This is a genomic window from Paenibacillus sp. 598K (assembly GCF_003851045.1).
Lineage (GTDB): Bacteria > Bacillota > Bacilli > Paenibacillales > Paenibacillaceae > Paenibacillus_D.
Window position 1 is genome coordinate 38345 of sequence record NZ_BFBX01000034.1, and the last position, 12886, is coordinate 51230.

Here is a 12886-nt window from a genome sequence, read left to right on the forward strand (position 1 = left end):
GCGTCGAGGAGGCACATGTGATCGATCCGGCGACGATGGCCGAACTGCCGATCGACGATCCGCTAGAGGCGATGCGCGCCGCGATCCAGAGCGAGGTGTCGACTCGGGAGGGGCGCACATTCATTGGCTGGACGCTGAATGGCGAGGCCGGCGAACGCGTGCTCGACTATGAGCTTCACGCGCCTAACGAGGAGCTGCTGTTCGGCAGCCATGTCTATTATACTGTAGGGGAGCATGGACTGTCGGCAGAGCTGGTCGCCGGCGTCGGCATCAATGAGTTTTTCGGCCGCTTCGTGCTCGATTACGGGTATGACGGCAGCCGCTATACCGTTCGGAACATCCGGTACGTACCCGATTGAGGCTGCGGCCGCCTGACAGTCTCTACAGCTTCCAGGACTTGTCCCAGAGCGGATAGAGCCAACGCACGCCCTGAGGGGTCAGCGTATCGGCGAGCAAGTGCGACGCATAAGCGGCCGTCGCGACGAGGGCGAGTCCTGGAAGTTGGAGCGTCTGCTCCAGCTGCCAGCCGATCCAGCCCCAGGCCGCCGTTGCCCATATCGTATGCGTCAGCCCCCTGTGCTTTAGCCAGGGGGCTATCGCGATGTACAGACCGAGTCCGATCAGCCACGACAGCTCGTCCTGCAGGCCGTAATAGATCATCCCTGCGCCGATCGCGCTCACCATCGCGTTGCGGATGACGCCTTGCCTGGCGATCAGCCCGAGCAGCATCAGGGCGAGCGCGGCGACGATCAGCTCGGGGTAGATGAGTCGGTCGAGAGCGTAAGCGCTCAAGGCGACGACGCTGCTCGCCGCGCCGGCCCAGACGACGAGTCCGCGCATGAACTTAGAGGCGGCGGTCAGCTTGCGCGTCAGCAGGCTGGGCGCGTCCAGATCGGCGCTCAGCGAGGAGAAGGCGGCGACGGACAGCATCCATGCCGCCGACTGCGGCTCGTATGCACCGTAGTAGGCGACGCCGGCGAGGCCGACGACCGTGCCAATGGTCAGGTGAGTGCGGCCCTTCATCGCTGCTCCGATCCGCGATTCGGGAGCGCGGCGACCAGATCGGCGCAATGCCCGGAGAGATCGTCGTTGCCGAACAGGCCCAGCACGGTGAATAGCAGGTCGTCAGTGATGTCCCGCGCCTCCTCCGGGACGACAGTCTGCCGGATCGCGTCCAGCAACGCGGGACTGTCTGGCTGCCCCGGATAAGCCTGACGATATACGTTCAGCGGGTCAAGCCCCTTGTTGACGCACCATTGGGCAAAGACGGCGATCATCGTCTGTTCGTCGTCGCGGAAGCGCGCGATGATGAAAGCTTCGTTTTCTCTTTGATTCATTGCGGATTCTCCTTTATAGTAGCCTATAGGATCATAGCATCATTCGGCGCGGCCCGCCAGAGGCTCGCCGATCAACTGTCAGCGAAGGAGCAAGATCGATGGACATTACAGGACATGAGATTGAATACGTCAAGGACCCGTTCGGGATCCTTGAGGGCGAGCGTTACGAGGCGCTGCTCACGGTTGATATCCCCGAGGATGACGAGCTGTACCGGGAGGCAGGGGTGAAGATTCGCGTCATCTATCGGAAAGCGGCTGAACGCTCGGGCATCGTCCAGTACGAGCTGCTCGAGGCCGGGAGCGGCGCATATCTCGATTTCGAGCTGGAAGAAGAGGAACTGGCCGAGGTAGCCGCCTATTGCGAGGCGCATTGCCTGCCGGAATGACGGGAGATTCATATTTTTTTTGAATTCTTGATTAAAGGCATAGGAATATGTTGTATTTAGCGTTATAATCGAGGTTGGACATCTCTAACAGGCCCTGCGCGCCTCGCAAGGAAGGGCCGAATCTTATGGGAGAAGGAGCTTTTTTACGTATGGAAAAATCATTGATCTTTGGACACAAAAACCCGGATACCGACACGATCTGCTCGGCCATTGCCTATGCAGATTTGAAGACGAAGCTTGGCTTTACTGTAGAGGCAGTACGTCTGGGCGAGATTAACGGCGAGACTCGCTTCGCGCTGGACAAGTTCCAGGCCGAAGCGCCGCGCCTTATCGAATCGGCTGCGGCCGAGGTTGGCACGGTCATCCTCGTCGACCATAACGAGCGTCAACAAAGCGTCAGCGACATCGACAGCGTGCGCGTGCTCGAAGTGATCGACCATCACCGGATCGCCAACTTCGAGACGAGCCATCCGCTCTACTACCGTGCCGAGCCTGTCGGCTGCACGGCGACGATCCTCAACAAGATGTACAAGGAAAACGGCATCGCCATCGAGCCGAACATCGCCGGTCTGATGCTCTCGGCGATCATCTCCGACTCACTGCTGTTCAAGTCGCCGACCTGCACGGACCAGGACATCGCTGCAGCGAAGGAACTGGCCGAGATCGCTGGCGTCGAAGCTGCTGTATACGGACTGGACATGCTCAAGGCGGGCGCCGACCTGAGCGATAAGACGATCGCCCAGCTGCTGTCGCTCGACGCCAAGGAATTCCAGATGGGCAGCAGCAAGGTCGAGATCGCTCAAGTAAACGCGGTCGACGTCAACGACGTGCTCTCCCGTCAGTCCGAGCTGGAGGACGCCATCGCGGCGATCATCGAGCAGAAGGGACTGGACCTGTTCGTGCTCGTCACGACAGACATCCTGAACAACGACTCGGTCGCGCTCTCGCTCGGTCGCGCCGCCGCATCCGTCGAGCAAGCGTATAATGTCAAGCTGGAGAACAACACCGCCCTGCTCAAAGGTGTCGTCTCCCGCAAATCGCAGATCGTACCGGTGCTGACGGAGACGCTCAACAAAGCGTAAGTGATACCATGCGGCACGACGCGTACGCCGTGAACACAACGCAACACAACGCGCGTTCGCGGACCGCGCTTGCATAGGAGCAAACAGGCCAGGCTGCCTTGACGGGCAGACTGGCCTGTTTGCGTGGTCAGAAGGTTCGCGCAGCACGTGGCCAGTCCTGGCTGTGGCGCGCATCAGATGCCTCTTCGAAGCGCCTTCTTGGTCGCTTTTGACGATCGCGGACATGCTGACGAGTGAGAACAAAATGTGACAATTTGGGTCGAAAAAGCAACAAATGCCGGTCAGTTGCGTCTATACTATGTCGATGTGTCGAGAAAGCCGGTCTGGACTCGTTCGTATAGCGAATAATGATGTGCAATTGGAGGATGGATATAATGAAAGGCTCTACAAAATGGTTGATCGCGATATTGGCGGTGGCGCTCTGCCTGCCGGCGCTTCAAGCAAGCCCGACATTGACAGCCGCAGCCGACATTGAGATCTATCTGGACGGTAATCGCGTGCCAAGTGATGTATCGCCATACATAGTCCCTCGAGTAAATGTTACGATGGTGCCGCTGCGCGTCATTAGCGAATCGCTGGGCGCATCGGTCGATTGGCAGCCCGCCAGCAAAACCGTCGCGATCCGTCAGTCCGGCACCGAGATCCTCATGAAGAGCGGCGACCGGACCGTTAGCGTCAATGGCGCCAGCGTCGGTCTCGATGCGCCGGTCGAGCTGAGACAGGGCCGGGTATCGGTGCCGCTGCGATTCGTCGGTGAGCAACTGGGGTTAACGGTCGAGTGGGACCCGAAGACGCGCTCGGTGCTGCTCTTCAGCGGCGGGTCGACAGCGCCGCAGCCAAGCGAGCCCGGCAATGACGAGCTGCGAGGCGTATGGGTGTCGACCGTCTACAATCTGGATTGGCCCTCCACCGGCAGCTATGGCAAGCCTCAGGCGCAGCAGGCGGAATATGTGAAGCTGCTCGACGAGCTCCAGGCGATGGGGATGAATGCGGTCTTCGTGCAGGTGCGGCCGTCGGCCGATGCGCTCTATCCGTCCAAGCTGGTCCCCTGGTCCAAGTATCTGACCGGCAAGCAAGGGCAGGACCCGGGCTACGATCCGCTGGCCTTCGCCATCGAGGAGGCGCACAAGCGCGGTATGGCATTCCATGCCTGGTTCAACCCGTTCCGCGCGACAGTCGACGGCAAGACCGAGGGCCTCGCTCCGAACCACGTCGTCCGTCAGCATCCGGACTGGATCGTCCAGTCGGGCAACAAGCATTACATCGATCCAGGCAATCCGCAGGCGCGCCAGCATATCATCGATGCCATCATGGAGGTTGTCGCCAATTATGACATCGAGAGCGTCCATCTCGACGATTATTTCTACCCGTCGAGCGGCGCCTTCAACGATGACCTGAGCTTCCTGGCCTACAACCCCGGACAACTGGTCGACAAGGCGGAGTGGCGGCGAGATAACATTAATACGTTCGTCAGCGAGCTGGACCAAGCGATCAAGGCGGCGAAGCCGTCCGTCGAGTTCGGCATCAGTCCGTTTGGCGTCTGGCGCAATCAGTCCGTCGATCCGAGCGGCTCGGCGACGCGAGCAGGCGTCACCGCTTATGACAGCATGTCGGCGGATGTACGGACGTGGATCAGAGAGGGCTGGATCGATTATGTCGTCCCGCAGCTGTACTGGAGCATCGCCTTCCCGGCGGCGAGCTACGATATCCTCGTCGATTGGTGGATGCGCGAGGTCGCTGGCAGCGACGTCGATCTCTATATCGGCCACTCGCCCTATAAGCTCGGTACCGCTGAGGCGGGGTGGCATGCGGCGCAGCAGATTATCGACCAGTTGCAGTACAATGCAGCCCGTGCTGAAGTGAAGGGCTCGATCTTCTTCAGCGCCAAGGATCTGCGCAAAAATCCGCTCGGCATCGCCGACGCGCTGCGTAGCTATTATCGTGTCTCTTGACAGGAAGTAGTTCCAGACTGTGTTATCAAAATGCCGAAGAGGCACGGAGTCGGTCTTCCGTCTGAGATTTTTCTGTCAAAAATGAAACTTTACCAGATTTTGTGCGTCTAATGGAGTGGCTATTCAGAGGCACTAGAGAAACCAGTATACAAGTCGAAGGAGTCGAAGTATGAAATCATTCAAATCACTTAAATCGTTTGTGGCTTTGTCCATGCTTGCTGTTCCGTTGTCCGCGTTTCCTGCTGTGGTAACTGCCGAGGGGACGGGAGCACATCAGCTCCAGCTCCAAAAAAACAGCGCGGTTATGATCCATAACGGCGAGCAGGTGCAAGCGGCGCAGCCGATTATATTCAAGGATGGCGCTTCGTTCGCGCCGCTCACCGGCTTCGCCAAAGTATTCGGCTACAAAACGAGCTACATCCCCGAAACCAAGGAGTCGATCGCTACAAACGGCGAGATCGAATATCGCTTCGTGCCCGGCAGCGCCGTCATCAAGGTGAACGGCGAGGAGGTGACCTCCAGCGGTCCGGTCCATATCCTGAACGGCTCGCTGATGGTGCCGATCCGTACCTGGTCGCAGCTCTCCGGCGCGACGCTGTCGCTGGTCGGCGGCGATATGGTGCTGAAGTGGGAGGACGCTGAGGAGGCTACGGCCGAGTTTGAGGTGCAGCCGAGCCGTATCTATGCTGGCGAGACCACAGTCAGCTATATCGACAAGGCGACGCATCCGAAGGGACTGACCTTCATCGACGAGCTGTGGCAGGGGCGCGAGGACGTCTTCATGACGCCAGGCGAATATACGATTACCCGCACCCTGATGGACGAGGAGGGCGTCTGGACGGAGCCTTACTCGGTGACGATTAAGGTCGAGCTGCCCAACCAGCCGCCGGTAGCGGACTTTACGACCGACAAGACGGAGTACCGGATGGGCGAGAAGATCAACTACACCGACACGAGTACGGATGACAACGACGACATCGTCGACGCCAAGTGGACGAATCAGAAAAACGCCTTCTTCGAAGCAGGCACCCATCCGGTGACGCTGGAAGTAAAGGACGGCGAGGGTCTGACCAACTCGATTACCAAGTACATTACCGTCACCAATGAGGTCCTCTATACGCGTGAGGAATTCGGCCGGATCTATACCCAGCCTGGCGATTTGTACGACACGACGGGATCTGCTGTGCTCGACTACCGCTCGCTCGACTTTACGCCGATCGACCAGCCGGCACAGATGATCCGCAGCAACTCGCCGGAGACGCTCACGGAGCCTGGCGTCGTCTATGACGATCTGGTGCGCGGCGATACCCGGTTCCTGATCTACAACGACAACGGCGCTCAGCGCAACTTCAAGATCTATGTGCTCGCGACCAACAATAATTCCAGCAAGGTCGACATCGACATTACAGCTTACGGCAAGGGCGGACCGCATCAGTACTCCACCAATGCCGGCAAAATGTCGACGCTGCGCTACCTGAATTCGTTCGCCGATCCGAACAGCTACGGCTCGCTGACGCTCGCTCCGGGCGAGACCAAGGTCGTGCTGCCGGAGATGAGCGACATCTCGATCAAGCCGGCTCAAGTTTTCTCGTCCTACTTTGATGTGTCGCATACGGCCAATGTACGCTATCGCGTCGTCGTCGTCGAGGAGAAGGACGACCCGATCCAGACGCTGCCGATGCTGCGCAACCTGCCTGTGGACAACAAGCATACTCGCGGCACCTTTACGGCGGCTGACCGCGTCATCGAGCTGAATCAGCTGCTCGGAGCGGATGAGAGCAGACTCGTCATCGGCGACGGCAAGATTGACAATTATCTGTACGGCATCGACGCGATGACGGGCAACCTGATGCTCAACATCGGCAACTTCGGCGTCATCTACAAGCTGGTGCTGCCGCGCGTTGCGCCGAATACGGTGATCGGCCTTAATGCGCGAGGCGGCCATTACACCGGCGGCTTTATCGTCAACGGCGAGATGGTCGAAGTGACCAAATATAGCATCCTTAAGGATTCCAATCAAGTCGGCGTCCTGCATCGCACAGGCAACACGGAGGAGAAGGTCGAGATCCTCTTCACGTTGGCCTCCGGCAGCAACTTGCCGATCAACATGGTGTTCCTGCCGATTCCGGCGGAGCGTCCGTAAGCCGATCTCGTAGAGAGTACAGCAAGAAGCCTTCCAACCCGTTAGAGGTGGAAGGCTTCTTGTTTTGTGGCGGAGCTTCGGTGGGTAACACTCCGACGAGAGCCGACGATTGCGTCGTCGACAGGCTTAGCTGGCAGCCCTTAAGGTTCGACCGGCGCTTGTGTCCGCTTGATGAACAGCGAGATGACGACCGCTGCGCCAGCGAATACAAGGGCGACGGTAAAGGCTTGCTTGACGCCGGTATTGAGCGCCAGCGCGGCAGCATTAGCCGGCAGCGACGTCGCGTGGTCGGCGAGGTAACTCTCTTGACCGGCGTTCATGATGCTGATGAACAGCGCCACGCCGATCGCCCCGGCAACCTGCTGCAAGGTGTTGAGGATCGCGGTGCCATGCGGATAGTACCGTCGCGGCAGCTGATTGAGCCCGTTGGTCTGCGTCGGCATCATGATCATCGAGATCGCGACCATCAGCAGGATGTGATAGAGCACGAGCGTCGACTGCGTCGTCTCCAGCGAGATGCGGGAGAACAGGAAGGTGACGACGAACAGCAGCAGCGCGCCCGGGATGACGAGCGCTCGCGGTCCGAACTTGTCGAACAGCTTGCCGGTGATCGGCGCGAGGAAGCCGTTGAGTACGCTGCCGGGCAGCAGGAGCAATCCGGCGGCGAACGTCGACAGGACGAGCGCGCCCTGAAGGTAGATCGGCAGCAGCATCATCGTCGCGAACATGCTCATCATCGCGATGATGAGCAGCACTGTCGAGATGGCGAACATCGGGAAGCGGAACGCCCTGAAGTCGAGCATCGGCGTCTCCGAGCGCAGCTGGCGCCAGATGAATAGCGTCAGCGCGATGGCTCCGGCGATCATCGACAGATACACCTCGGGACTGGTGAACTCGCCGCTCTTGCCGGCGCTGCTAAAGCCGAAGACGATACCGCCAAAGCCGATCGTCGACAGGATGATCGAGAGGACATCGACCTTGGGCCGGGTGATCGTAGAGACGTTCTTCAGGTAGATCGCCGCGAAGACGATCGAGAAGATCGCAAACGGCAAGACGAGATAGAACAGCCAGCGCCAGTCCAGATGCTCCAGGATAAGGCCGGAGAGCGTCGGACCAATCGCCGGCGCGAACATGATGACCAGACCCATGCTGCCCATGGCAGCGCCGCGCTTCTCCGGCGGGTAGAGGACGAGGATCGTGTTCATCATGACCGGCAGCATCAGACCGGTGCCCATCGCCTGGATGAGCCGACCGATCAGCAGCATCTCGAAGCCCGGCGCCAGCGCGCATACGAGTGTGCCGATAGCAAACAGCACCATCGCGCCGAGGAACATCTGTCGGGTCGTGAACCATTGCACTAATAGCGCCGTGACTGGCACCAGGATACCGACGACGAGCAAGTAGCCGGTCGACAGCCACTGGATCGTCGGATAGCTGACGCCCAGCTCGACGGTGAGCGGCAAAAAGGCGATGTTGAGCAAGGTTTCGTTGAGAATCGAGAAAAAAGCGCCGATAATAAGCGAGATCAGGATCGGCAGCCGCTTGATGTTGCCCAGGTCCTGCGTCTGCGGAGCGGCGCCCGCAGTTGTCGTATTCAAAGGTGTTCCTCCTATCCAAGCTTTATTTAGTTGCCCCGTGAATAATTATAAATGTATAACTATTATGAATCAATAGCTATTTTGTCAAACCTATGTTAAACTTTATTTAAAAGCTGTAGGAGGGCGGGAGAAGCAATGAGAGACGAAAAATTGCATGAGCTGACGGAGCATTTTACAGTCATCATCCCGCTCTTGCAGCGACAGATTTTCGACAAGATGGTGCTGCCGGACTTCGCGCCCAAGCGGATACCGCCCGCGAGCTATCGCGTGCTGATGCTGGTCGATGAGCTGGGCAGCGCTATCGTCTCCGAGCTCTCCGCCCGAATGAATATTACACGCTCCAATATGACGCCGCTCCTCGACAAGCTGGAGAAGCATGAGCTGATCAGGAGACGGCCTTGCGAGCAAGACCGACGCAATGTGTTCGTCGAGATCGCCCCGGCGGGCGAAGCGCTATGCCGCTACTATCAGAAGCAGATGGCGCAGCGGTTCAAGGATATGCTCGGTGGACTGGAGGACGACGACCTGTATCAGCTCTCGCATCATATGGGGCGGTTCAAGTCGATCCTTATCAAGGCAAGCGGCGAGTCGCGGAGCTAGCTGTAGCTGCTGCTCGTCGAGCCGGGAGGATCAACAATAATTTGGATGCGCATACATGACTCGATTGCTAAGGGAGGACTAGCAGATGATTATTAGAACCGTGGGCGATGAGATCATCATGACCGAGCAGCACCAGCATGCGTTGCTCGCCGGCGAGCTGGCTGGCCAGTTCCGCAGCTCGCTGTTCGGCGACGCCGCGCGCCGCGACGAGGTGCTGCTCGCCGTGCGCCAGCATGACAGAGGCTGGCGCGTGCTCGACGAGACCCCCGTCTGGAACGATCGCGACGAGCTGCCGTTCTCATTCCAGGATTATCCGATGCTGCCCAAGCTGTTGATGTATACGTCCGGGATCGACGAGGTGGAGGCGATGAGCGGGTATGCTGCGGTGCTGTGCAGCATGTATTACAGCTCCTTCGAGCCGATCCGCAAAGGCGAGGAGCCGGGGACGCGCGCCTTCCATGAGGCGGAGCTGGCGCGTCAGGAGCGGCTTCTCCGCTGGCTCGGCCATCCCGATCAGGCGCTGCTTGCCCATCATTACGAGTTGTTGCAGCTATGCGATGGCTTGTCGCTCTATGTTTGCTTCAACGAGGCGGGCGTCGCCAAAGCGCAGGAGCATCCATGGTATCGCGAGCGGGTAGGGATGCTTGGCGGCTTGACGTACAGCGCCAGCTGGCAAGGCACAGATTCGGTTGTCGTCTCGCCAAGCCCGTTTGCCCGGAGCTTCCGTGCGACGCTACGCTGCAAGCGGGTGGCCAAGGCGGACCGGGAGCGGCTCGGCATCGGCGAGGCCTACAAGCAGACGCCGTACACCGAGCAGACGATTACCTTTCTGGCGACGCCTTGAGCGGAAGCTCACGCCTCTACCAGAGGATGAACGCGGCTACGGCGGCGAGCGCCAGACGGTAGTAGGCGAACGGCGCCAGCTTGATCCGGTTGATCAGCTTCAGGAAGAAGCGGATCGACACCAGCGCGAACACGAAGGCGCTGACGAAGCCTGCGGCAAAGAAGGGCATGTAGTCCATCGTGAAGTACTGCCAGTTTTTGAGCAGCGACAGCAGGCTCGCTCCGAACATGATCGGCACCGCCATGATGAAGGTGAAGTCCGCCGCCGCCCGGTGGCTCATGCCGAGCAGCACGCCGCCCGAGATCGTCGAGCCGGAGCGGGAGAAGCCGGGCCACATCGCGATGCACTGGAAGAGGCCGATCAGGATCGCCTGACGATAGGTGATCTGATCAACGCTGATTGCTCTGGGCTCCCGCGGACGGTAGCGGTCGGCGAACAGCATGAGTAGCGCGCCTGCTGCTAGACCGATGATGACGGTCCGGGCAGAGAACAGATACTCATCGATATAATCCTCGAACAACAGCCCCAGCACCGTTGCCGGCAGCAGACCTGCGACAATGTGGGTCAGTCGCAGCCGGCTCCCGCCAGGAGAGCCGGATGGGCGGTCGCTGCCGGAACGGCTGCCCAGCCAGCGCCCCAGCCCCAGCAGATCGATAAACCGCTGGCGGAAGACGATGACGACAGCGAGCACCGACGCCAGTTGGATGACCACCTTAAACGTATTGGCGACGTACTTCGTCAAGACCAGCTCCGATTGCAGCCACATATCATCCACCAGGATCATATGCCCCGTAGACGAGACGGGCGCAAACTCGGTCAGTCCTTCGACCATCCCGAGCAGCACCGCCTTCAGCAGTTCGATAATATTCATCGTATGACTAGCTCCTTAGGAGGATTGGGATTTGCGTCTCTTGCGGATGTAGAGAACCACGATCGCGATCGCGCCGATTGCCAACGCCGCATAAACGATGTTGGAGTAGATGTCCATATAGTACAGGACTTGCTCCCAGGAGTCGCCGAGGGCGGCGCCGATCAGGACGAGGATCGTATTCCACGCGAGCGTGCCGATCGTCGTGAAGAGCAGGAACAGTCCGAACCGCATGTTGGACATCCCGGCAGGGATCGAGATGAGGCTGCGGACGAGCGGCACCATCCGGCAAAACAGCACCGTCCAGTAGCCGTAGTTGTCGAACCAGGCGTCCGCCCGACGGATGTCCTCGCGCTTGATGCGCAGGATATGCCCGTAGCGGTCGACGATCCGCTCGAGTCGCTCGACGTCGATCAGCAGGCCGATGCCGTACAGGATGACGGCGCCGCCGACCGAGCCGGCCGTAGCAAAGGCGATCACCCCGGGCACGGTCATCCCGGTGTTCGTCGTCATGAAGCCGCCGAAGGTGAGGATCACCTCGGAGGGGATCGGCGGGAACAGGTTCTCGACGGCGATCATCAGCAGGATGCCCCAGTAGCCGTATTGCTCCATAAATTGCGTAATCCATTGTTCCATAGCGCACCTCGATTCGCGTAAATTAATGCCAGGCTCGGCGCAAGTGTCGCCAATAGCGGTTGCGGATAAACAGGAAGTACAATACCTGCGCCGCGATAAAGCCGGCGAGCACGCCGATCAGTCTGTCGGCTACCGACAGGTAAAAGATCTGCTGGAGCGCGAGGAAAGCAAAGCCGCTGTGCACAATCGCCAGGCCAAACGGCACAAAAAACAGCCAGCCGATCTGAAGCGTGACGATGCGTCGCAGCTCGCCCTCGGTCATGCCGAGCCGAAGCAGCGTCTCGTACTGGCGACGGTCGTACTCCAGCTCGGCGTACAGTCGGAAGTACAGGAAGCTGCCGGCGGCCAGGAACACGACTCCGCCCATAAGCAGCGCGATAAACAGCATCGTGCCGTACAAGCCGCTGCGCGCCTCGAGCAGCGTGCCGCTCACGGCCAGCGCATAGGGCGCAGCCTCCTCATGCCGCACCAGTCCGTGATCGGCGAGGGCGGCAGCCAGCCCGGCAGTCTGGCGAAGGTCCGCCACATAATAGCCGGTATAGCGCTCGCGGGCGCTGTCGTCGCGGAGCCGCTCTATGAGCTCGTCCGCCACGACCAGTCCGCTGAACTCGCCGATCGACGGCTCTGCACGATTGGTCACGAGATGGTCGGGCAGGATGACCGTATCGGTATAGCCGATCTCCTGCAGCACGAGAGGCTGATCCGCCAGCGTATAGCTATCTGGTAGCGCGTACGTATGCAGCGATCGGACATCGAGCAGCGTCCGGTCGCGCTGCGATCCGAGCATGACGAGCGCTTGCGTACCGGTCAACGGGGGATGGATAATATCCGCCCTGCTGAGCCGCATTGCTGCGGCATAATCGCGATAGCCGATCAGCGGCAGCGGCCGGCTCACCGAGCGATCCGCGCTCGTCTCGACGTACTGGATCGGCAGCGACAGCCGGTCGGCCGCGATGCCGCGAGCCGCCAGCTCGGCCTCGATCCGGGCGAGCTCCGCCACGCCGTCGTGACCGACCTTGGCCACATAAGCGACAGCCGCCGGATAGTCGGCCGTCAACTCCTCGGGGATCGTCGTCACGGAGGCAAAAAAGCCGACCGAGCAGAGCATGACCGCCGAGAGGATCGTCACGAGGAAAAACATCCGCGCATGGTCTTGCAGCCGATGGGCCAGGCCGGCGATGACGATCATATGCCGACCGCGCCAGAAGAGCGGCTTGCGCCGCTTGAGCGATGCGATCAATGCCGCGCTAGCTTGCGTGTAGAACAGATAGGTGCCGCAGATCGCCATCGCCGTCACCGGGGCGACGCGCGAGTAGATCGATGCACCGTCGGCCGTCGCGGCCAGCGCATAGGCGGCGCCCAGCAGCGCCAGCGCCGCTACGGTGAGCCAGCGAGAGTAGGGCGGCACCGTCTTGCTGCGGCGTCCGGCCAGCAACTGAT

Annotated in this window: 13 protein-coding genes; 7 read left to right on the top strand and 6 right to left on the bottom strand. The window is 60.0% G+C overall.

All coding sequences use genetic code 11. The features are described 5' to 3' along the window. Positions 1 to 359 (top strand): hypothetical protein (locus PA598K_RS36145; RefSeq protein ID WP_221414127.1); only part of this gene is annotated, 359 nt, incomplete at its 5' end. A gap of 22 nt (positions 360 to 381) precedes the next feature. On the opposite strand, the gene PA598K_RS12395 is transcribed toward PA598K_RS36145, so the two are convergent. Then, positions 382 to 1023 (bottom strand): metal-dependent hydrolase, encoded by a 642-nt coding sequence (locus tag PA598K_RS12395; RefSeq protein WP_128657269.1) that lies wholly within the window; start codon positions 1021 to 1023, stop codon positions 382 to 384. Then, entirely contained in the window at positions 1020 to 1337 is a 318-nt protein-coding gene (locus tag PA598K_RS12400) for a hypothetical protein (RefSeq protein WP_128657270.1), read from the bottom strand. The genes PA598K_RS12395 and PA598K_RS12400 overlap by 4 nt, the downstream gene beginning before the upstream one ends. Before the next feature lie 98 nt (positions 1338 to 1435). Between PA598K_RS12400 and PA598K_RS12405 the strand changes: the two genes are divergently transcribed. The 4 genes from PA598K_RS12405 to PA598K_RS12420 all read left to right on the top strand — a co-directional run bounded on the left by PA598K_RS12405 (position 1436) and on the right by PA598K_RS12420 (position 6900). Next, positions 1436 to 1723 carry a DUF6509 family protein gene (locus tag PA598K_RS12405; protein ID WP_128657271.1) on the top strand — a complete coding sequence of 96 codons (288 nt, stop codon included), beginning with the start codon at positions 1436 to 1438 and terminating at the stop codon, positions 1721 to 1723. Positions 1724 to 1872: 149 nt separating this feature from the next. Continuing rightward, the gene (locus tag PA598K_RS12410; RefSeq protein ID WP_128657272.1) at positions 1873 to 2805 is read left to right on the top strand and encodes a manganese-dependent inorganic pyrophosphatase; all 933 of its coding nucleotides are present in this window, start codon (positions 1873 to 1875) and stop codon (positions 2803 to 2805) included. Between the two features lie 374 nt (positions 2806 to 3179). Further along, positions 3180 to 4757, top strand: coding sequence for a family 10 glycosylhydrolase (locus tag PA598K_RS12415; protein ID WP_128657273.1), 1578 nt, complete (start codon positions 3180 to 3182; stop codon positions 4755 to 4757). Positions 4758 to 4926: 169 nt separating this feature from the next. Next, positions 4927 to 6900 (top strand): copper amine oxidase N-terminal domain-containing protein, encoded by a 1974-nt coding sequence (locus tag PA598K_RS12420; RefSeq protein WP_128657274.1) that lies wholly within the window; start codon positions 4927 to 4929, stop codon positions 6898 to 6900. Positions 6901 to 7040: 140 nt separating this feature from the next. On the opposite strand, the gene PA598K_RS12425 is transcribed toward PA598K_RS12420, so the two are convergent. Further along, on the bottom strand, positions 7041 to 8498 hold the full coding sequence (locus PA598K_RS12425; protein ID WP_128657275.1) for an MDR family MFS transporter: 1458 nt from the start codon (positions 8496 to 8498) through the stop codon (positions 7041 to 7043). A 135-nt stretch (positions 8499 to 8633) separates the two neighbouring features. On the opposite strand from PA598K_RS12425, the gene PA598K_RS12430 reads away from it, so the two are divergent. Beyond that, on the top strand, positions 8634 to 9098 hold the full coding sequence (locus PA598K_RS12430; protein ID WP_128657276.1) for a MarR family winged helix-turn-helix transcriptional regulator: 465 nt from the start codon (positions 8634 to 8636) through the stop codon (positions 9096 to 9098). An 85-nt stretch (positions 9099 to 9183) separates the two neighbouring features. After that, positions 9184 to 9942, top strand: a complete 759-nt coding sequence (locus PA598K_RS12435; protein ID WP_128657277.1) for a DUF3891 family protein — start codon at positions 9184 to 9186, stop codon at positions 9940 to 9942. A gap of 16 nt (positions 9943 to 9958) precedes the next feature. Here the strand turns inward: PA598K_RS12435 and PA598K_RS12440 are convergent, their stop codons facing one another. The 3 genes from PA598K_RS12440 to PA598K_RS36150 form a co-directional block, all read right to left on the bottom strand. Then, positions 9959 to 10813 (bottom strand): undecaprenyl-diphosphate phosphatase, encoded by an 855-nt coding sequence (locus tag PA598K_RS12440; protein WP_128657278.1) that lies wholly within the window; start codon positions 10811 to 10813, stop codon positions 9959 to 9961. Between the two features lie 15 nt (positions 10814 to 10828). After that, positions 10829 to 11446 carry a DedA family protein gene (locus PA598K_RS12445; RefSeq protein ID WP_128657279.1) on the bottom strand — a complete coding sequence of 206 codons (618 nt, stop codon included), beginning with the start codon at positions 11444 to 11446 and terminating at the stop codon, positions 10829 to 10831. Positions 11447 to 11468: 22 nt separating this feature from the next. Beyond that, positions 11469 to 12886 (bottom strand): ABC transporter permease (locus PA598K_RS36150; RefSeq protein ID WP_185601878.1); only part of this gene is annotated, 1418 nt, incomplete at its 5' end.